Raw genomic sequence first — 20966 nt, 5'->3', positions numbered from 1 at the left:
ATTCGAATTCGCCATGGCCTGGAGGTCGCGTTGCAGGAGCATCAGGGTGCCGCCGAGCAGTTGATCAAGGCGGGCAGCTTCTTCAGCCGGGCCGAGGTCTCGGACGACCTGCGCACGGTCCACCGGACCGGCGGCCGCGCCGCGGAGGCCTTCTACCGCGACCGTTGGAGCCACGACAAGGTCGTGTACTCGACGCACGGCGTGAACTGCACCGGTTCCTGCCGCTGGAAGGTCTACGTCAAGGACGGGATCATCACCTGGGAGACCCAGGCCACCGACTACCCGTCGGTGGGTCCGGACCGCCCGGAGTACGAGCCGCGCGGCTGCCCCCGCGGGGCCTCCTTCTCCTGGTACTCCTACTCGCCGACCCGGGTCCGCTACCCCTACGTCCGCGGCACGCTGCTGGAGATGTACCGGGAGGCCAAGGGCCGCCTGGGCGACCCCGTCGAGGCCTGGGCCGACATCCAGTCCGACCCCGAGCGCCGGCGCCGGTACCAGAAGGCCCGCGGCAAGGGCGGTCTGGTGCGCGCGACCTGGGAGGAGGCGACCGAGCTGGTCGCCGCCGCCCACGTGCACACCATCAAGGCGCACGGCCCGGACCGGGTCGCGGGCTTCTCGCCGATCCCGGCGATGTCGATGGCCTCGCACGCGGCGGGCGCCCGCTTCCACTCCCTCATCGGCGCGCCGATGCTGAGCTTCTACGACTGGTACGCCGACCTCCCCGTGGCCTCCCCGCAGGTCTTCGGCGACCAGACGGACGTGCCGGAGTCCGGTGACTGGTGGGACGCGGCCTACCTGATGATGTGGGGCTCCAACGTCCCGGTCACCCGCACCCCGGACGCCCACTGGATGACGGAGGCCCGCTACCGCGGCCAGAAGGTCGTCACGGTCTCCCCCGACTACGCGGACAACACCAAGTTCGCCGACGAATGGATGCACCCGCACCCCGGTACGGACGGTGCGCTGGCCCTCGCGATGGGCCACGTCATCCTGAAGGAATTCTTCGTCGAGAAGCAGACGCCGTTCTTCACGGATTACGTCCGCCAGTACACCGATCTCCCCTTCCTGGTGTCGCTGCGGGAAACGGAACAGGGCCTGGTGCCCGGCAAGTTCGTCACCGCCGCCGATCTCGGGCACGACACCGAGAACGCGCGGTGGAAGACGGTGCTGATCGACGACGTCACCGGTGAGACGGTGGTCCCGAACGGCACCCTCGGCCACCGTTGGGGCAAGAACGAGAAGCCCGAGTGGAATCTGGACCTCGGGGACACCGTCCCGCGCCTGACCCTGCTCGACGACGGCCCGGACGCCGTGGAGAGCGTGGCGATCACGCTGCCCCGCTTCGAGGACGACGAGCGCGGCGGGGTCATCCGCCGCGGCGTGCCCGTGCGCCGGCTCGGGGACCGCCTGGTCACCACGGTCTTCGACCTGATGCTCGCGCAGTACGGGGTGGCCCGCGAGGGGCTGCCCGGCGAGTGGCCCGCCTCGTACGAGGACGCGAGCCAGCCCGGCACCCCCGGCTGGCAGGAGTCCCTGACCTCGGTGCCCGCCGCCCAGGCGGCCCGGGTGGCCCGCGAGTTCGCCGAGACCGCCGAGCGGTCGCGGGGACGCTGCATGATCCTGATGGGCGCGGGCACGAACCACTGGTTCCACTCCGAGACCATCTACCGCGCCTTCCTCGCCCTGCTCACCCTCACCGGCTGCCAGGGCCGCAACGGCGGCGGTTGGGGCCACTACGTCGGCCAGGAGAAGTGCCGCCCGGTCACCGGCTGGGCCACCCTCGCGGCCGCCTCCGACTGGTCGCGCCCGCCGCGCCAGATGATCGGCGCCGCCTGGTTCTACCTGCACACCGACCAGTGGCGCTACGACACCCTGCCCGCCGAGGCGCTGGCCTCGCCGCTGGGCGAGGGCGCCTTCGCCGGCATGACCGGCTCCGACTGCCTGGCCGCGAGCGCCCGAATGGGCTGGATGCCCTCCTACCCGACCTTCGACCGCAACCCGCTGGAGCTGGGCGAGGCCGCGGACCCGGTGGCCAGCGCGGTCGAGCAGCTGAGGAGCGGCGAGCTGGGCTTCGCGGGCGAGGATCCGGACGCTCCCGGCAACTGGCCGCGCGTGCTGAACGTGTGGCGCGCCAACCTGCTGGGCTCCAGCTCCAAGGGCAACGAGTACTTCCTCAAGCACCTGCTGGGCACGCACTCCAACCTGCCCGAGGACGGGCCGCGTTGCACGCCGAAGGACGTCACCTACCGGGACGAGGACGTCGAGGGCAAGCTCGACCTGCTCATGACGATGGACTTCCGGATGACCTCCACGACGCTCCTGTCGGACGTGGTCCTGCCGGCGGCGACCTGGTACGAGAAGCACGACCTGTCCTCCACCGACATGCACCCCTTCCTGCACGCCTTCACCCCGGCGGTCGACCCGCCCTGGCAGGCGCGCTCCGACTACGACGCCTTCAAGACCCTGGCCGAGCGCTTCGGCGCGCTGGCCAAGACCCACCTGGGCGTGCGCAAGGACCTGGTCGCCACCGCCCTCCAACACGACACCCCGGGCGGCGAGATGGCCCAGCCGGGCGGGGTCGCGCTGGACTGGTCGAAGGGCGAGTGCGAGCCCGTACCCGGCCGGACCATGTACAACCTCCAGGTCGTCGAGCGCGACTACGGCGCGGTCGGCGAGAAGTTCGCCGCGCTCGGCCCGCTGGTGGACGAGCTCGGCGTGACGACGAAGGCCATCACCTTCGACGTCGCCGAGGAGGTCGACTACCTGCGCGCGAAGAACGGCGCGGTCCGCGGCGGCGTCGCCGACGGCCGCCCGCGACTGGAGACCGCGCAGCAGGCCTGCGAGGCGATCCTCTCGCTCTCGGGGACCAGCAACGGGCGCCTGGCCACGCAGGGCTTCGAGACGCTGGAGAAGAAGGTCGGGACGCACATGGCCCACCTGGCCGCCGAGGCCGAGGGCAAGCGGATCACCTTCGCCGACACCCAGGCCCGCCCGGTCCCGGTGATCACCTCGCCCGAGTGGTCGGGCAGCGAGGCGGGCGGTCGCCGCTACACCGCCTTCACGGTCAACACCGAGCACCTCAAGCCCTGGCACACCCTCACCGGCCGCCAGCACTTCTTCATCGACCACGACTGGCTGCACGAGGTGGGCGAGTCGCTGCCCGTCTACAAGCCACCGCTGAACATGCACCAGTTGTACGGGGAGCCCGAGCTCGGGGTCGTCGACGAGGGCAAGACCGTCGCCGTGCGCTACCTGACCCCGCACAACAAGTGGGCGATCCACAGCCAGTACCAGGACAACCTCTACATGATGACCCTGGGACGCGGCGGGCAGACGGTGTGGATGTCCCCGCAGGACGCCGGGGCGATCGGGGTCGCGGACAACGACTGGATCGAGGCGGTCAACCGCAACGGCGTGGTCACCGCCCGCGCGATCGTCTCCCACAAGATGCCGCCGGGCACGGTCTACATGAACCACGCCCAGGAGCGCACGGTCGGCGTCCCCCGGACCGAGAAGACGGGCCGCCGCGGCGGCATCCACAACTCGCTGACCCGGGTGATGCTCAAGCCCACCCACCTCGTAGGCGGCTACGCCCAACTGACCTGGGCCTTCAACTACCTCGGCCCGACCGGCAACCAGCGCGACGAGGTGACGGTCATCCGCCGCCGCGACCAGAACGTGGAGTACTAGGCATGCGCGTGATGGCTCAAGTCGCGATGGTCATGAACCTCGACAAGTGCATCGGCTGCCACACCTGTTCGGTCACCTGCAAGCAGGCGTGGACCAACCGGCAGGGCACCGAGTACGTCTGGTTCAACAACGTCGAGACCCTCCCCGGCCAGGGCTACCCGCGCCGCTGGGAGGACCAGGAGAAGTGGAAGGGCGGCTGGGAGCGGACCCGCTCCGGCAAGCTGCGGCTGAAGGCGGGCGGCCGGCTCGCCAAGCTGGGCAAGATCTTCGCCAACCCGGACCTGCCGGAGATCTCCGACTACTACCAGCCCTGGACGTACGAGTACAAGAACCTCACCGAGGCCCCGGCGGGCGACGACCTGCCCACCGCCCGCCCGGTCTCGCAGGTCACCGGCGAGCCGATGGACACGATCGAGTGGGGTCCCAACTGGGACGACAACCTCGGCGGCGCGCCCACCCACGCCCCGCGGGACCCGATCATCGAGAAGATCCGCGACGAGGTCGGCGAGAAGATCCGCTTCGAGTTCGAGCAGAGCTTCATGTTCTACCTGCCGCGGATCTGCGAGCACTGCCTGAACCCGGCGTGCGTCTCCTCGTGCCCCTCGGGCGCGATGTACAAGCGCGAGGAGGACGGCATCGTCCTGGTGGACCAGGACCAGTGCCGCGGCTGGCGGATGTGCGTCACCGGCTGCCCGTACAAGAAGGTCTACTTCAACCACCACACCGGCAAGGCCGAGAAGTGCACGCTGTGCTTCCCGCGCATCGAGGTCGGCATGCCGACCGTCTGCTCGGAGACCTGCGTCGGGCGGATGCGCTACCTCGGCGTGATGCTCTACGACGCCGACAAGGTCGCCGAGGCGGCGTCCGTCGCCGACGAGCACGACCTCTACCCCTCGCAGCTGGAGTGCTTCCTCGACCCGCACGACCCGGCCGTGGTCGCCGCCGCCCGGGCTGCGGGCATCACCGACGAGTGGCTGGACGCGGCCCGCCGCTCCCCCGTGTACGACCTGATCGCCACCTACCAGGTGGCCCTCCCGCTGCACCCGGAGTACCGGACGATGCCGATGGTCTGGTACGTCCCCCCGCTCTCCCCCGTCGTCGAGGCGGTGGCCGCCACCGGCAGCGACGGCGAGGACGCGGGCAACCTCTTCGGCGCCATCGACGAGATGCGCATCCCCGTGGAGTACCTCGCCGAACTGATGACCGCCGGTGACGCCCATCCGGTGCGGGCGGTGCTGCGCCGGATGGCCGCGATGCGCTCGTACATGCGGCGGATCAACCTCGGCGAGGACCGCGACGAGTCGATCGCGGCGGCCGTGGGCCTGACCGGCGAGGAGATGGAGGACATGTTCCGGCTGCTGGCCGTCGCCAAGCTGGAGGACCGGTTCGTCATCCCGACCGCCGCCCGCGCCGACGCGGACGCGCTCGCCGAGAGCCACCCGCTGGACGCCACCTGCCCCGTGGGCGAGAGCGCGGCGCCTTCGCCCGCGCGGGTCCTGCTCAACATCAGCCCCACGAGGAGGACCCCGTGACTCCGGACGCCGTCGTACGACTGGTCGCGAGCTGTGTGTTGCAGTATCCGGGAGACTACTTCCATGACGAACTCCCCCGGCTCCGTGCGGCCCTGGCCGGGGCGCCCGCCGAACAAGCCGTCCAACTCGGCTCCTTCCTCGACGAGACGGAGGCGCTGACGCCGATCGAGCTGTGCGCCCGCTACACCTCGACCTTCGACACCCGCAACCGCCGCTGCCTCTACCTCACCTGGTGGGTGGACGGGGACACGCGCCGGCGCGGGCTGTCGCTGGTCCGACTGAAGCGGATCTACCGGGACTTCGGGCTGGAGTACACGGGCGAGGAACTGCCCGACTTCCTGCCCGTGGCGCTGGAGTTCGCCGCCCGCACCGAGGAGGCCGGCACCCGGCTGCTCCAGGAGCACCGGGCCGGGCTGGAGCTGCTGCGCCTCGCGCTGACCGAGTCCGCCTCGCCCTACGCCCGGGTGCTGGAGGCGGTCTGCGCGACGCTGCCCGGCCCCTCGCCCGAGACCCGGGCCGAGGCGAAGGCGCTCGCGCGGAACGGGCCGCCGCAGGAACTGGTGGGCGCGGGCTCGGCCCTCGAACCCTTCGGCCCGGGCCTCGACATGCCCGCGGACCTGCCCGTCGACCTCCCCGTGGGCCGGCCCACCGACCTGCCCTGGCCCCAGGCCCCGAAGCGGCCGATCGAGATGAAGGACGCGGTGGCCTGATGGACCTCCTCCTGTGGGGCGTACTGCCGTACGTCTCGGTCGCCCTGCTCGTCGCGGGCACCTTCTGGCGGGCCCGGTACGACAAGTTCGGCTGGACCACCCACTCCTCGCAGCTGCACGAATCGCGGCTGCTGCGGATCGGGTCGCCGCTCTTCCACTTCGGCATGCTGTTCGTGATCATGGGTCACGTCGTGGGCCTGCTGATCCCGAAGGGCTGGACCGACGCGGTGGGCCTGAGCGACCACGCCTACCACCTGCTCGCGATCTCCACCGGCACGGTGGCGGGCGTCGCGGCCGCCGCGGGCATCGGGGTGCTGGTCCACCGGCGCTTCAAGGTCCCCGCGGTCCGCAGGGCGACGCTGCGCAGCGACCACGTGATGTACGCGTGCCTGCTCGGCGCGATGGTCCTCGGCCTGACGGCCACGATCCTCAACTCGACCGGCATGACGGACGACTACAACTACCGGACCGGCATCTCGCCCTGGTTCCGCAGCCTGTTCACCCTCCAGCCGGACTACCACCTGATGGCGGGCGCCCCGCTCGCCTTCCAGCTGCACATCCTCTTCGGCTTCACGCTCTTCGCGCTGATCCCGTACTCGCGGCTGGTGCACATGTTCTCGGTGCCGCTGAAGTACCTCTTCCGGCCGTACGTCGTCTACCGCAAGCGGGATCCGAAGCAGCTGGCCGACCGCCCGAGCAAGCGGGGTTGGGAGCGCGTGTCGTGACCGGCGCCCCGCGCACCGTCGTGCGCAAGCCCGTGCACGCGGTCTCCGAACGGCCCTTCATCGTCATCTGGGAGGCTACCCGGGCCTGCCCGCTGGCCTGCCTGCACTGCCGGGCCGAGGCGCAGACCGCCCGTGACCCGCTGGAGCTGGACGGCCGGGACGCCCGCCGGGTCATGGACCAGGTCGCCGCCTTCGGCCGGCCCGGTCCGCTGTTCGTGATCACCGGCGGCGACCCCTTCCAGCGCCCCGACCTCACCGAGCTGGTCGCCCACGGCACCGGGCTCGGCCTGCGGGTCGCGGTCTCGCCCTCCGGCACGCCGACCCTCACCCGGGAGAACCTGGTCGCCGTCCGCGAGGCCGGGGCCATCGCGCTGTCCCTGTCGCTGGACGGGTCGACGGCCGAGCGCCACGACCGCTTCCGCGGGGTCGAAGGGGTCTTCGACTGGACCCTGGACGGTTGGCGCACGGCCCGGGAGCTCGGGCTCAAGGTGCAGATCAACACCACGGTGGCCCGCGAGAGCCTGGAGGACCTCGCCGACATCGCGGCGGTGGTCCGCCGCGAGGTCGCGATGTTGTGGTCCGGCTTCGTGCTGGTGCCGACGGGCCGCGGCGAGCGGTTGGCGTCCCTGACCCCGGAGGAGATCGAGGACGTACTGCACTTCCTCTACGACTGCGGCGCCGTGATGGCCACCAAGACCACCGAGGGCCACCACTTCCGCCGGGTCGCGCTCCAGCGCACGATCCTCGACGCGAAGGGCGAACGGCCGGTGCTCGGGCCGCTGTACGAGCGGCTGAGCGCGCGGGCGCACGAGCTGGGCGTCTTCGACGGCGCGCGGCGCACGGTGCGCAGGCCGCCGATGGACGTCTCCTCCGGGCGGGGCTTCGTCTTCATCTCGCACACCGGCGAGGTGCACCCCAGCGGGTTCCTGCCGGTCTCGGCGGGCAACGTGAAGAACCACGCGCTGGCCGACATCTACCGGGGCTCGGCGCTCTTCACCACGCTGCGGGATCCGGAGCTGTTGCGGGGCAAGTGCGGGGCGTGCGAGTTCAAGACGGTGTGCGGGGGTTCGCGGTCGCGGGCCTACGGCTTCACCGGAGACGTGCTGGAGGCCGACCCGTACTGCGCCTACCGGCCGGGGAGCTTCCCCCATCAGGACGAGCTGCGGGTCCTGACCGAAAGCATGAGGCACTGACGCACCGGATTCCCATATGTTTCGTATGGGAACATATCGGCCACAGGAGAAGACATGCGATCAGTGATCGTCGTCGGTGGCGGCATCAGCGGCCTGGCGGCCGCCTGGCAGCTGCGCGGACGGGCGGACGTCACCGTCCTGGAGAGCCACGCGAAGGTCGGCGGCAAGCTGCGGACCGGCACCATCGCGGGCATCGCCGTCGACGAGGGCGCGGAGTCCCTGATGGCCCTGCGTCCCGAGGCCGTCGAGCTCGCGGCGGCGGTGGGACTCGCGGACGCGCTGTGCGATCCCGCGAAGGCCCCCACCACCATCTGGACCAACGGCGGCCTGCGGCCGCTGCCCCCCGGTCACGTCATGGGCGTGCCCACCGATCCGGGCGCCCTGAGCGGCACCGGACTGCTCTCCCCGGCCGGCGTCGCCCGGGTCGCGGCCGAGGAGAGCCTGGAGGCGCCCGCGCTCACCGGGGACTGTTCGGTGAGCGCCTACCTCGCCTCCCGGTTCGGCCAGGAGGCCGTGGACCGGCTGATCGAGCCCCTGCTCGGCGGGATCTACGCCGGGCGCGCCGACCGGCTCTCGCTGCGCGCCGCGATGCCGCGGATCGCGGCCCTCGCGGAGCAGGGTGGGCCGCTGCTGCCGGCGCTGCGCCGGATGCGGGCGGCGGGCGCGCCGCGTTCGGGGGCCGTCGCCGTGCAGGGCGTGACCGGCGGCACCGGGCGCTTCCCGCAGGCCGTGGCCGAGGCGTGCGGTGCGCGGATCCTCACCGGTACGACGGCCCGCTCGCTCCAGCGGACGCCGGCGGGGCGGTGGCGGGTGCTCGCCATGACGGACGACGGGGCGCTGACGATGGAGGCGGACGCGGTGATCCTCGCGCTGCCGGCCTTCGCCGCGGCCGAGCTGCTGCGGCCGCACTCGCCGCGGGCCGAGGCCGAGCTGTCGGGCATCGCGCACGCCTCGACGGCCGTGATCACGATGGCCTTCTCCCGGGCGCAGGCGCACTTCCTGCCCCAGGGCAACGGGTTCCTGGTGCCGCCGGTGGACGGGCACACCCTGAAGGCCGCCTCCTTCCTCTCCAACAAGTGGTCCTGGCTGGGGGCCTCGGCGCCGGATACCTTCGTGTTGCGCGCCTCCATCGGGCGGATCGGTGACGAGGAGCTGCTGGACCGGCCCGACCGGCACCTGGTGCGGACCGCGATCGCCGAACTCCACCACGCGGTGGGGCCGATGGGTGAGCCGGTCGCTACGCGGGTGACGCGGTGGGACCGGGGGTTGCCGCAGTACGGGGTGGGGCATCGGGAGCGGGTCGCGCGGATCCGGGGGGCCGTCGGGGAGTTGCCGGGGCTGGCGCTGTGCGGGGCGGCCTACGAAGGCGTGGGCGTAGCCGCCTGCGTAGCCACCGGCCGCACCGCCGCCCAATCCCTCCTCCCCACCTGACCCCACCATCCCAGCCCCGCCGGCCCCGCCATTTCAGCCCCGCCGGCGTTTGAGGCGCCGCCGGAGGCCCCACGGCCCGCACCGGCCCCGCCACCTCAGCCTCATCGGCCGCACCGGCCCCGCCATTCCAGCCTCGCCGGCGTTTGAGGCGCCGCCGGAGGCCCCACGGCCCGCACCGGCCCCGCCCGCTGGGGCCCGCCCATGTGGCGCCCGGCTGTGGCCGCGGTTGCCTCCGGCGGCGCCTCAAACGCCGGCGGGGCTGGATTCGGGGACCCGAACGCCGGCGAGGCTGAGGGGGGCGTCCCGAACGGCGGTGGGGCTGATGGGGGGCGTCCCGAACGGCGGCGGGGCTGGATTCGGGGGGCCCGAACGGCGGTGGGGCTGGGGTGGCGGTGGGGGGACACGAACGGACCATGGCGGGGGCGCGGGGAAGAGGGGGGAAGCAGGATGGTGGCATGCCCACTGCCCCGCGGATCACCGCCGTCGCCGCCCTCGCCGCCGCCCTGCTCTCCACGGCCGCCTGCTCCGACGCCGGCAAGGACACCACCAGGGGCAGGGAGAACGCCCCGGGCGCCCCGGCCGCCCCGGCATGGAAGCCCTGCCCCGCCCCCTCCGCCGCACAGGGCGCCGGCCAAGCACCCGGCAAGGACTGGGAGTGCGCCACCCTCGACGTCCCCGTCGACTACGCCGAGCCCGGCGGCGACACCCTCCCGCTCGCCCTGATCCGCGCCAAGGCCACCGGCCCCAAGTCCGCCCGCATCGGCTCGCTCGTCTTCAACTTCGGCGGCCCCGGCGGCTCCGGCGTCGCCTCCCTGCCCGGCGCCGCCAAGGAGTACACGGCCCTGCGCACCCGCTACGACCTGGTCAGCTTCGATCCGCGCGGGGTCGGCCGCAGCGCCCCGGTGCTCTGCGAGAGCGACGCCCAGCTCGACCGGTACTACGCCGCCGACAACACCCCCGACACCCCGGCCGCGGAGCAGGCCTACCTGGCCGGGATCAAGACCTACCGGGACGGCTGCGTCCGCAATTCCGGCAAGCTCCTCCCCCACGTCGGCACCGAGAACGCCGCCCGCGACCTCGACCGGCTGCGCCAGGCCCTGGGCGACGAGAAGCTGCACTACTTCGGCATCTCCTACGGCACCGAGCTGGGCGGGGTCTACGCCCACCTCTTCCCGAAGAACGTCGGCCGGGCCGTCTTCGACGCGGTCGTCGACCCGACCAAGACGTCGGAGCAGGGCGCGCTGGGCCAGGCGAAGGGCTTCCAGCTGGCCCTCGGCAACTTCGAGCAGGACTGCGTGGACCGCGGGGACGCCTGCCGCCTCCAGGGCAGCACCGCCAAGGAGATCGACGCGAACATCGTCAAGCTCCAGAAGGCCCTGGCCGCCAAGCCCGTCGAGGGCGTGGGCGGCCGCCAACTCACCGCTTCCGCCGCGACCAACGGCATCGCCTACGCCCTGTACTCCAAGGAGGGTTGGCCGCTGCTGGAGCAGGGACTGGACGAGGCCGAGGGCGGCCAGGGGCAGTTGCTCCTCGTCATGTCGGACGCGCTCAACGGCCGCGACGCCAGGGGCACGTACAACAACATCGGCGCGGCCAACACCGCGATCAACTGCGCGGACTCCAAGGAGCGCTTCACGCTGGAGCAGACGAAGGCCAAGCTCCCGGCCTTCCGCGCCGCCTCCGCCGTCTTCGGCGACTTCCTCGGCTGGGGCCTGCTCGGCTGCACCGACTGGCCGGTCAAGGGCGCCTTCGACACCCCGGACGTGAGCGCTCCGGGCGCCGCCCCGATCGTGGTGATCGGCAACACCGGCGACCCGGCGACCCCGTACGAGGGCGCCCGCAAGATGGTGGAGCGGCTCGGCCCGGGGGTGGGCGTGGAGCTGACCTACAAGGGCGAGGGGCACGGCGCCTACAACAGCGGCAACGTCTGCGTGCAGAAGGCGGTGGACGCCTACCTGCTGAACGGCAAGGTCCCGGCGGCCAAGGCCGTCTGCACCGCGGCCTGAGCCAGGACGCACGGAAGGGCCCCGCCGCGCGCGACGCGCGGCGGGGCCCTTCCCGTACGAAGAGCGGTTCGCCTAGTAGATCGGCTTCTCCGGCTCGATCTGGTGGACCCAGCCGATGACGCCGCCACCGACGTGCACCGCGTCCGCGAAGCCCGCGGACTTCAGGACCGCGAGGACTTCCGCACTGCGGACACCCGTCTTGCAGTGCAAGACGATCCGCTTGTCCTGGGGCAGGTCCTGGAGGGCGGTGCCCATCAGGAACTCGCCCTTGGGGATCAGCTTCGCGCCGGGGATCGAGACGATCTCGTACTCGTTGACCTCGCGGACGTCGATGATCTCGATCGGCTCGTCGTTGTCGATCCACTCCTTGAGCTGCTTGGGAGTGATCGTCGAGCCGGCGGCCGCCTCCTGGGCCTCCTCCGACACGACGCCGCAGAAGGCCTCGTAGTCGATGAGCTCGGTGACGGTCGCGTTCGGACCGCAGACCGCGCAGTCGGGGTCCTTGCGGACCTTGACCTGGCGGTACTGCATCTCCAGGGCGTCGTAGATCATCAGGCGGCCGACCAGCGCCTCGCCGACGCCGGTCAGGACCTTGATGGCCTCGGTGACCTGGATGGAACCGATGGACGCGCAGAGCACGCCCAGCACGCCGCCCTCGGCGCAGGAGGGAACCATGCCCGGCGGGGGCGGCTCCGGGTACAGGCAGCGGTAGCACGGGCCGTGTTCGGACCAGAAGACCGAGGCCTGGCCGTCGAAGCGGTAGATCGAGCCCCAGACGTACGGCTTGTTCAGCAGCACGCAGGCGTCGTTGACCAGGTAACGGGTCGCGAAGTTGTCCGTGCCGTCGACGATCAGGTCGTACTGGCTGAAGATCTCCATCACGTTCTCGGCTTCGAGCCGCTCTTCGTGGAGGATCACGTTCACGTACGGGTTGATGCCGAGCACGCTGTCGCGCGCCGACTCCGCCTTCGAGCGGCCGATGTCCGCCTGGCTGTGGATGATCTGGCGCTGCAGGTTCGACTCGTCGACCTCGTCGAACTCCACGATGCCGAGGGTGCCCACACCGGCCGCGGCCAGGTACATCAGGGCGGGGGAACCGAGGCCGCCGGCGCCCACCGCGAGCACCTTGGCGTTCTTCAGGCGCTTCTGCCCGTCCATCCCGACGTCCGGGATGATCAGGTGGCGGGAGTACCGACGGACCTCGTCAACGGTGAGCTCAGCAGCTGGCTCTACCAGGGGTGGCAGCGACACGGGCACTCCAGGCGGGTCATCCCCGCACCAGCGGGGAGCATTAAAGTGTTGTTCTGTTCCGCAACACTGCCACGGCCCACTTCATTCCGAGACACTCGTCCCGATCCGCGAGACGATTTCGTCCCAGTACCCGGGCATCGAGGCCCACGGGTCACTGCCCGCGCGCGTTCCGAGCCGGTCCGTGAACCAGATCGTGCCCGCGCCCTGCCACCGGGCGACCCGCACGGCCTCCTCCAGGTGCGTGCGCGGCACCCCGTGCACGAAGTGGCAGAACCGCTCCGGCGGATGGTCCGCCGTCCACTCCGCCACCTGCGACCAGCGGTAGTCGGCCCAGCTCCCGGAGAAGGTGACCAGCTGGTCCGCGGCCTCGGTGTAGCCCTCGTACGGGTGCGTGCCGTGCCCGAGCACCAGGTGCGGGCGGTGCCCGCCGGTCCCCAGCGTGCGCAGGGTGTCCGTCAGCTTGCGCACGGCGGCCAGCCCGGCCCGGTCGGCCGGGGCGTCGGCCAGGTAGAAGCCGCCGACCCGGTACCAGTCGACGAAGCGGTGGGCGTCCGAGACCAGCTCGCCGAAGGACCGCTCGCCGTCCCGCATCGCGAGATGGCCGAGCACGGCGGCGCCCGTCCCCCGGAGCCGGACGGCCGCCTGCGAGCAGTGCGGGTCGGGCCGCTGTCCGGGGCCGTCCGCCACGTTCAGGACGGCCCAGTGCAGCGGGGTGCCGGGCCGGGACAGCTCGGCCCACTCGGCGGGCGCGACCAGCGGGTGCCCGTACCCGGGGACCCCGAGGCCCAGCCGGCCGGCCCCGGTGGCCGCCTGCCGCGCCCCGGGCGGGGTGGTCAGATGCGGCACGCCGCCTCCATCCAGATGTCCGCGAGCGATTCCTCCAGATTGATCCGGGGCCGCCAGCCGAGCCGGTCGCGAGCCGTGCGGACGTCGGCCTGCTGCCAGGTGCCGCAGCCGTCCGGGTACGGGTACGGCGGCGGGGCGGCGGCCAGCTGCTCGGCGGTGGCCTCGGCGCGCGGGGAGCCGATCGCGGCCAGCCCCGCCGGACGACCGGGGTGCGCGTGCGGCTGCTGCGGGCCGTCGAGCTCGTGGATGGCGCCGCCGTAGCCCGCCACCCGGGCCAGGACCGCGGCCGCGTCGCGCAGCCGTACCGCGCGCCCCGTGCCGATGTTGACGACGCCCTGCGCGGCGGAGAGCGAGGCCGCGTGCACGGCCCGCGCCACGTCGCGCACGTCGACGAAGTCGCGCTGCACGCCGAGGCCGCTGAGCTTCAGCTCCGAGTCCCCGGACTGCATCGCCCGGCGCATCGCCTCGGCGAGCCGGCCGAGCGGGGACCCGGCGGGGGTGCCGGGACCGACGGGCGAGAACACCCGCAGCACGACCGCGTCGAGGCCGGACCCGAGGACGAGTTCGGTGGCGGCGAGCTTGCTGACGCCGTACGGCCCGCCGGGTCTCGGCACGGCGTCCTCGGCCGTGGACGACCCGGGCTGGCTGGGCCCGTACTCGGCCGCGCAGCCGAGCTGCACCAGCCGGGCCCCGCAGCCGCTGCGGCGCAGCGATTCGCAGACGGTCGCGACGGCGACGGTGTTGTGCCGGGTCAGCTCGCGCGCACCGCCGCGGGTGGCCCCCGCGCAGTTGATCACGACGCCCGGGTGGACGGCGTCGAGGAAGCGGGTGAGCGCGCCGGGGCTGCCGGTCGCGAGGTCGAAACGGACGTCGGCGTCGTCGCCCCGGCCGAGGGCCGTGAGTTGGACGGCGGGGTCGGCGAGCAGCCGGTCCGCGACGTAGCGGCCGAGGTACCCGTTGGCTCCGATCAGCAGCACCCTCATCGCGCGGCCCCGTGGTCGTTTGGCTGGCCGGTCATGTCTTCTTCTCCTTGTTGGCGGTCAGGTCTGTGCGTGTGCGGATGCGCGGGAGAGCGCGACCGTGGCGTGGACGAGCAGTCCGGCGGCGGCCGCCGCTGCGGCGACCGGGTTCGGGATCAGCGCCACCGCGAGGGCGATGGCGGCCGGGACCCGGTGCGGCGTGTGGCGGACCAGCAGCCGGGTCAGGAAGAGGAGCACGGCGAGCGGCACGGCGACCGCGAGCGGGGCTCCGAGGAGGACGAGCGGGACGGTCGCGAGGGCGGTGAAGCAGAGCGCCGCCCCCACGAGCAGCGGCCGCGCCCCCGCCGCGAAGTCCGCCAGCGCGCGGCTCCCGGCGAGGCGGCGGCGCGCGCGGGCCGTGAAGGCCGCGTCGCACCAGTGCGCGGGGGCGGCCGCGAGGGCGAGGCCCACCCCGAGCGGGGTGCCCAGCGGCGTGCCGAGCCGGTAGAGGGCGTACCCGGTGGCCGCGGCGGCCAGCAGCTGGGGGAGCCAGGGGTGGCGGCGGCCGCGGGTGCGCGGCCGGGCGAGGACGCCGACGGCGAGCGCGACGGCGAGGACGGCCACCCAGGGGGCGGGCCCGCCGATCAGTTCGGCGCCGAGCGCGAGGGCGCCGGGGACCAGCGCGTACGCCGCCCCCCGCAGGTCGGCCGGGCCCGCGCCGGCCGGGGCGGCGGCCCGGGGGGCGTCGGGGACCTCCCCGCGCGGGACGCGGGCGTAGAGCTCCTCGGCGAGGGAGAAGACGTCCCGGTGACGGAAGCGGGCGGCGGTCCGGTCGGTGATCCCGTGGGCCTCCAGGCCGGCGGCGATCTCCAGCGGGTCCACGGCCCGTTCGCACAGCTCCCGGTGCCGGTGCATCAGCGCTTTGACCGGGTCCCCGCTCGCGCGGCGCCGTCCGGTGACGACCCGGCCCGGGCGCGCGTCGGCGTCCGGCGCGGGCCCGGCGGCCGGGGCGGGGTGCACCGCCGGGGCGGGGTGCGCCGCAGCACCGGGGTGCGCCGCCGGAGCGGGCTCGGGCGACGGCTCGGGGTCCGCCGGCGGCGGGGGCGCGAGCCGCAGGACGAGCGTGGTCTCCGCCGCGCTCGGCCCGTCGCTCGCCGGGTCCGCGCCGGGCTCCGCGTCGGGCGCCGGGACCAGGACCGGGCGGCGGGCCAGGTCGAAGAGGGACGGGGTGGTGTCCGGGTGGGTCGTCATACCGTCGCCTCCGGGGACGCGGCCCACGTCGGGGTGGTCCAGTGGCCCGGCACGCGGGCCTCGGGCGGATGGGTGAAGGGGGCGTCCGCGGGCGGGCAGGCCGCGCCGTCCGCGATCAGCTGGAGGTAGATCTCCCGGAAGGCGGCCACGTTCTGCTCGACGGTGAAGAGCTCCAGCGCCCGCGCCCGGGCCGCCGCCCCCAGCCGCCGGGCGCGCTCCGGATCCCGCAGCAGGGTCAGGCAGGCGTCCGCGAGGGCGCGCGGATTGCGCGGCGGGACCACCAGTCCCGTACCGCCGATGACCTCGCGCACCGCCCCCACGTCGGTGGAGACCGTGGCGCGGCCGCAGAACATGGCCTCGACGAGCCGGATCGGGAAGCCCTCGACCACGGAGGACAGGACGGTGACCGGGGCGCAGCCGTAGGCGTCGGGCAGGGCCGGGGTCTCCGGCCCGCCGATCTCCTCGAAGGTGACGGGGCTCTCGCCGACGGTCACCGCGTCCGCCGCCTCGTCGGGGAAGAGCTGGGCCGCGAGCGAGCGGCAGTCGGCCAAGTACCCCGGCGCCGCCGCGGTCGCGAAGATCCGCAGGCGGGTGTCGGGTTCGGCCCGGCGCACCTCCGCGAACGCGTGCAGCAGCGCGATGAGGTCCTTGGCCGGTTCTATCCGGCCGACCCACACCAGGGTGGCCGGGTCGCCGTGGTCGGCGGCCTCCCCGACGGTGGCGAATCGGTCCGCCTCCATCCCCGGGTAGACCGTCCGCAGCCGCTCCCGGTCGGCCCCGCACTTCTCCTGCCAGCGCCGCGCGTGCGCGTTGCCGGGGGTCAGCAGGTCCGCCCGGGCGTAGATCTCGGCGGCGAGGCGGACCTGGAAGGCGCCGAGCAGGGCCCGCAGCGCCGGGCGTTCCTCCGCGTGCTCCAGGTAGTGCGCCCGGAGTTGGACGCCGTACTCCGTGACCAGCAGCGGGACTCCGAAGAAGCGTTTGGCCACCAGCCCGGGCAGGGCGGCCAGCCCGCCCGCCGCCGCGTGGCAGACGTCCACGGCGCCGAGTTCCTCGTACCAGTCCAGGCTGAGCGGGCGCAGGGCGCGCTCCAGCTCGTCGACGAAGGCCAGCAGGTCGGGCACCCGCGCCGCCCGGACGGCGCGGCTCGCGCCCGGTGCCCGGCAGCCGGCCTCGACGGCCCGCACCGCGGTCTCGGAGCGCACGGCCGCGTACAGGCCGCCCTGGTCCCGGGCCAGTTCGGCGAGCCCGTACAGTCCGGCGGCGAACGCCTCGCCGTCGGCGGCGGCGATCCCGCGCACCAGGTCCGTGAAGCAGGCCAGGAAGCGGCGCCGCTCGCGCCGCGAGTAGCTGCGGCCGTCGTCGTCGGGGGCCCACAGGGAGGCCGTCCGCACCCGCGTGACGTGGGCGGGCAGCGGCACCCGGCCGCGCTCCTCCTGCCCGGCGCTGCGGCTCAGCGCGTACAGCTCGAACTCGTGCTGCGGAAGCCCGCGCACCAGCCGGTCGCACCAGAGCCTCGCTTCGCCCGTCGCATACGGATAACCACCTTCCGTGAGCAGTGCGATCCGCACGAGTGGCACCCCCGATCTCCCGTTCAGGCGGCCTCCGTCGGTCCGGTGACCCGCCGCGAGAACTCAAGCGGATATGCCGAAGGCGCGACGGACGGTTGTCCGTCGCGCCACCGGAAGGGGTGAAGAGTCGTAACTTTCCCGTACGGTTCGCGTTCGACCGCGCTAAGACTGGTGCGCGGGCTGGTGCACTGGCTGGTGCGCGGCCTCCTTCTGCCGGGCCCGGGCGGCGCGCCGCTCGGCGGCCAGGGTCGGGTCCAAGGAGGGCACGGCCGCCAGCAGTTGCCGGGTGTAGGCGTGCCGCGGCCGGTCGTAGACCTCGTCCACCGGGCCCTCCTCGACGACCTCGCCGCGGCGCATGACCACGACCCGGTCGCTGACCTGCCGGACCACGGCGAGGTCGTGCGCGATGAAGACGAGCGCGATGCCGCTCTCCCGCTGGATCTCCGCGAGCAGGGCGGTGACCTGGGCCTGCGTGGTGACGTCGAGCGCGGAGACCGGCTCGTCGCAGACGATCAGCCGGGGCCGGGGGGCGAGCGCGCGGGCGATCCCGACGCGCTGGCGCTGGCCGCCGCTGAACTCGTGCGGGTAGCGGTCGTGGTGCGCCGCCTCCAGCCCGACCCGGACCAGGAGTTCCTCGACCCGGGCCCGCAGGACGGCCTCGTCGCGCTCGCCGGCCGCGCGCAGCGGGTCGGCGATGGAGGCGCCGACGCTGCGGCGCGGGTTGAGGGAGGACACCGGGTCCTGGAAGACCATCTGGACGCCGGGCGCGATGCCGGAGCTCTCGCGGCCGTCGTGGCGGACGGCGCCGGAGGTCGGCTCCAGCAGCCCGACGAGCATGCGCCCGAGGGTGGACTTGCCGCTGCCGCTCTCGCCGACGATGCCGAGGGTCTCGCCCGCGGCGACGGTGAGGGAGACCCCGTCGACCGCGGTGACCCGCTTGCCGCGGCGCCCGAACTCCCTGCGCAGGCCCACGGCTTCGACCACGGGCGTACGCTCCCCCGCCGGCGCGCCGGCGGTGCGCGGGGCGTCCAGCCGGGGCACGGCCGCGAGCAGCTCCTTCGTGTACGGGTTCCCGGGCGCGGCCAGCACCCGCGCCACCGGGCCGTGTTCCACGGCCCGCCCGTGGCGCATCACGAGCAGCTCGTCCACGCTCTCGGCGGCCACGCCCACGTCGTGGGTGACGAGCAGCAGGCCGAGGCCGCGCTCGACCCGCAGCCCGTGCAGCAGGTCGAGGATCTGGGCCTGCACGGTGACGTCGAGCGCGGTGGTCGGCTCGTCGGCGACGAGCAGCCGGGGCTCACAGGCCAGCGCCATGGCGATGAGGGCGCGCTGGCGCATGCCACCGCTGAACTCGTGCGGCCTCGCGCGGGAGCGGCGCGCCGCGTCCGGGATGCCCACCCGGTCCAGCACCTCGACCGCCCGGGCGCGCGCCGCGCGCCGGGAGACGTCGGCGTGCACCCGGTGGACCTCGGCGATCTGGTCGCCGATGGCGTAGTAGGGGTCGAGGGAGGTGAGCGGGTCCTGGAAGACCATCGCGGCGACGCCCCCGCGCAGCGCGCGCAGCGCGGCGGGCGGGGCGGACCCGACGTCGGTGCCGCCCACGCGGACCGTGCCGGAGAGCCGGGCGCCGGTCCCGTGGTGCAGGCCGAGCAGGGCGGCGGCGACGGTGGACTTGCCGCTGCCGGACTCGCCGACGACGGCGAGCGCGCGCCCGGGTTCCAGCGTGAAGGAGATCCCGTCCACGGCCCGTACGTACTCCCCCGGCGCGCCGACGGGGAAGTCGACGACGAGGTCGCCGACCTGGACGAGCGGTTCGGTGGGCGTGGTCGTCGTACCGGTCATGTGAGCACCACCCGGCGGTCGGCGGCGGCGTACAACAGGTCGGCCACGGCGCCCGCGATGACGACGGCGGCGCCGGTGACCAGCACCACCCCCACCACCACGGGCAGGTCCACGACCCGGACCCCGTCGATCAGGGTCTTGCCCAGGCCCGGGATGCCGAAGAGCGACTCGGTGAGCACCGCGCCGCCGAAGAGCGTGCCGAAGTCGACGGCGCTGAGCGCGACGACCGGCGCCACCGCTCCGCGCAGCGCGTGCCGGGTGACCACCCGCCGCTCCGTCACGCCGTAGGCGCGGAAGGTGCGGATGTGGTCCTCGGCGAGGGTTTCCAGGGTGGAACTGCGGGTCAGTCGGGCGTACTTGGCGCTCTCGAAGAAGCCGAGGACGAGCCAGGGCAGCAGCATGTTCCAGGCCCACTGCTCGGGGTCGTCGCCGAAGGGCACGTAGGTGGGGAACGGCAGCCACTGGAGATGGGCGCACACGACCATCAGGGCCAGCAGGCCGAGGATGAAGACGGGGGTGCCGGTTCCGGCGAGGGTGAGCACGGTCAGCACCCGCTCGGTGAGCCCGCCGCGGCGCAGCGCGGAGAGGAGCCCGGTGCCCACGCCGACGGCGAGCCAGATCACGAGGGTGCCGACGGCGAGCGAGACGGTGGCGGGCAGCCGCTCCAGGAGGAGCTCGGTGACCTGCTGGTCGTTCTGGTAGGAGAAGCCGAGGCAGGGCGCGTCGCAGTGGACGAGCGCGGCGCCGCCGGAGTAGTCGCGGCCGGCCACGATGCCCTGGAGGAAGTGCAGGTACTGGACGACCACGGAGTCGTTCAGCCCGAGCTGTTCGCGGACCTGGGCGATCTGCTGCGGGTTGCAGCGTTCGCCGCAGGCGAGCCGGGCGGCGTCGCCGGGGGCGAGGTAGAAGAGGAGGTAGACGGCGACGGACAGGGTGAGCAGCACCAGCAGGGCGCCACCGGTCCGTTTGAGGACGAAGCGGATCACGCCCGTCGCTCCTTTCTCGACCCGATCCGCAGCCGGGATTCCTCGCGCGGGTCGAGGGCGCTGCGGACGGCGTCGCCGAGCACGGTGAAGGCGAGGGTGGTGACGAAGAGCAGCCCGGCGGGCAGCAGGACGTACATCGGGTCGGCGCGGAACCAGGTCTGCGCCGAGGAGAGCATCTGCCCCCAGGAGGGCGTCGGCGGTTTGACGCCGACGCCGAGGAAGGACAGCGAGGCCTCGGCGACGATGCTGATGGGGAGCAGGATCGCGGCGAAGGTGATCAGCGGTGCGGCCAGCGAGGGCAGCAGCTCGCGGCGGGCGACGCGCAGCCGGCCGCTGCCGCTCAGCCGGGCGGCGGCGACGAAGTCGAGGCCGCGCAGGGCGAGCGCCTGGGCGCGGACCATGCGGGCGGTCTGGCCCCAGCCGAGCAGCCCGATGATCAGGACGAGCAGCAGCGGGCGCGGGAAGTCCGCGGGGACCACGGCGGTGAGCGCGATCCCGAGGACGATCGCCGGGAGGCCGAGCATCACGTTGGTGAGCCAGTCGATGACGAGGCCCACGGGCCGGCTGCCCAGTGCGGCGGCGAGTCCGGCCACGAGGCCGGTCAGCACCTGGAGGGTGGTGGCCCCGATGGCGACGAGCAGCGAGATCCGCGCGCCGTACGCGAGGCGGGTGAACAGGTCGCGCCCGGTGCCCGGTTCGACGCCGAGCCAGTGGTCGCCGGAGACCCCGCCGAAGGAGCCGAGGGGGACCCCGCCGCGGGCCGAGTCCACGAGGTCGTCGTGGTAGGCGTTCGGGTCCTGGCCCGCGAGGTGGGCGAGCAGGGGCGCGGCGAGGGCGACGAGGACGAGCAGGGCCAGCACGACGGCGGCCGCGAGGGCGCCCGGGCGGCGGCGCAGTCGCCGCCGGACCTGGCGCGCGGTGCCCGCGGCCGGGGTGGTGACCCCGGCCGCGGACGCCGACCGTTCGGATATGAGCG

Annotated in this window: 15 protein-coding genes; 7 read left to right on the top strand and 8 right to left on the bottom strand. The window is 73.6% G+C overall.

The features are described from left to right. Positions 1–30 precede the first annotated feature (30 nt). From ACZ4UB_RS14585 to ACZ4UB_RS14555, 7 genes are all read left to right on the top strand, one after another. The gene (locus ACZ4UB_RS14585; protein WP_468070406.1) at positions 31–3690 is read left to right on the top strand and encodes a nitrate reductase subunit alpha; all 3660 of its coding nucleotides are present in this window, start codon (positions 31–33) and stop codon (positions 3688–3690) included. A gap of 2 nt (positions 3691–3692) precedes the next feature. Continuing rightward, on the top strand, positions 3693–5222 hold the full coding sequence (gene narH / locus ACZ4UB_RS14580) for a nitrate reductase subunit beta (RefSeq protein ID WP_468070405.1): 1530 nt from the start codon (positions 3693–3695) through the stop codon (positions 5220–5222). Beyond that, a complete protein-coding gene (narJ, locus tag ACZ4UB_RS14575; RefSeq protein ID WP_468070404.1) occupies positions 5219–5932 on the top strand; it encodes a nitrate reductase molybdenum cofactor assembly chaperone in 714 nt (237 codons plus the stop codon). The genes narH and narJ overlap by 4 nt, the downstream gene beginning before the upstream one ends. Beyond that, complete coding sequence (gene narI / locus ACZ4UB_RS14570; protein WP_468070403.1) at positions 5932–6657, top strand: respiratory nitrate reductase subunit gamma; 726 nt, start codon at positions 5932–5934, stop codon at positions 6655–6657. Before narJ ends, narI begins: the two co-directional genes overlap by 1 nt. Then, positions 6654–7850, top strand: coding sequence for a TIGR04053 family radical SAM/SPASM domain-containing protein (locus ACZ4UB_RS14565; protein WP_468070402.1), 1197 nt, complete (start codon positions 6654–6656; stop codon positions 7848–7850). Before narI ends, ACZ4UB_RS14565 begins: the two co-directional genes overlap by 4 nt. Positions 7851–7904: 54 nt before the next feature. Continuing rightward, positions 7905–9281, top strand: a complete 1377-nt coding sequence (hemG, locus tag ACZ4UB_RS14560) for a protoporphyrinogen oxidase (protein WP_468070401.1) — start codon at positions 7905–7907, stop codon at positions 9279–9281. Between the two features lie 455 nt (positions 9282–9736). Beyond that, the gene (locus tag ACZ4UB_RS14555; protein WP_468070400.1) at positions 9737–11287 is read left to right on the top strand and encodes an alpha/beta hydrolase; all 1551 of its coding nucleotides are present in this window, start codon (positions 9737–9739) and stop codon (positions 11285–11287) included. Between the two features lie 72 nt (positions 11288–11359). Here the strand turns inward: ACZ4UB_RS14555 and moeZ are convergent, their stop codons facing one another. From moeZ to ACZ4UB_RS14515, 8 genes are all read right to left on the bottom strand, one after another. Next, positions 11360–12538 carry an adenylyltransferase/sulfurtransferase MoeZ gene (gene moeZ / locus ACZ4UB_RS14550; RefSeq protein ID WP_385787391.1) on the bottom strand — a complete coding sequence of 393 codons (1179 nt, stop codon included), beginning with the start codon at positions 12536–12538 and terminating at the stop codon, positions 11360–11362. Positions 12539–12619: 81 nt separating this feature from the next. Further along, positions 12620–13384, bottom strand: coding sequence for a spherulation-specific family 4 protein (locus tag ACZ4UB_RS14545; protein WP_468070399.1), 765 nt, complete (start codon positions 13382–13384; stop codon positions 12620–12622). After that, positions 13372–14367, bottom strand: coding sequence for an NAD-dependent epimerase/dehydratase (locus ACZ4UB_RS14540; RefSeq protein ID WP_354382339.1), 996 nt, complete (start codon positions 14365–14367; stop codon positions 13372–13374). Before ACZ4UB_RS14540 ends, ACZ4UB_RS14545 begins: the two co-directional genes overlap by 13 nt. A gap of 57 nt (positions 14368–14424) precedes the next feature. Then, complete coding sequence (locus ACZ4UB_RS14535; RefSeq protein WP_468070398.1) at positions 14425–15594, bottom strand: hypothetical protein; 1170 nt, start codon at positions 15592–15594, stop codon at positions 14425–14427. Then, entirely contained in the window at positions 15591–17162 is a 1572-nt protein-coding gene (gene pelF, locus ACZ4UB_RS14530; RefSeq protein ID WP_468070397.1) for a GT4 family glycosyltransferase PelF, read from the bottom strand. Before pelF ends, ACZ4UB_RS14535 begins: the two co-directional genes overlap by 4 nt. Before the next feature lie 162 nt (positions 17163–17324). Continuing rightward, positions 17325–19004, bottom strand: a complete 1680-nt coding sequence (locus ACZ4UB_RS14525) for a dipeptide ABC transporter ATP-binding protein (RefSeq protein WP_468070396.1) — start codon at positions 19002–19004, stop codon at positions 17325–17327. Further along, a complete protein-coding gene (locus ACZ4UB_RS14520; protein WP_468070395.1) occupies positions 19001–19990 on the bottom strand; it encodes an ABC transporter permease in 990 nt (329 codons plus the stop codon). Before ACZ4UB_RS14520 ends, ACZ4UB_RS14525 begins: the two co-directional genes overlap by 4 nt. Next, entirely contained in the window at positions 19987–20961 is a 975-nt protein-coding gene (locus ACZ4UB_RS14515; RefSeq protein WP_468070444.1) for an ABC transporter permease, read from the bottom strand. The genes ACZ4UB_RS14520 and ACZ4UB_RS14515 overlap by 4 nt, the downstream gene beginning before the upstream one ends. Between the last annotated feature and the right edge of the window lie 5 nt (positions 20962–20966).

Source organism: Streptomyces sp. NPDC028419, assembly GCF_055565515.1.
This window is presented reverse-complemented; position numbering and strand designations above follow the sequence as displayed.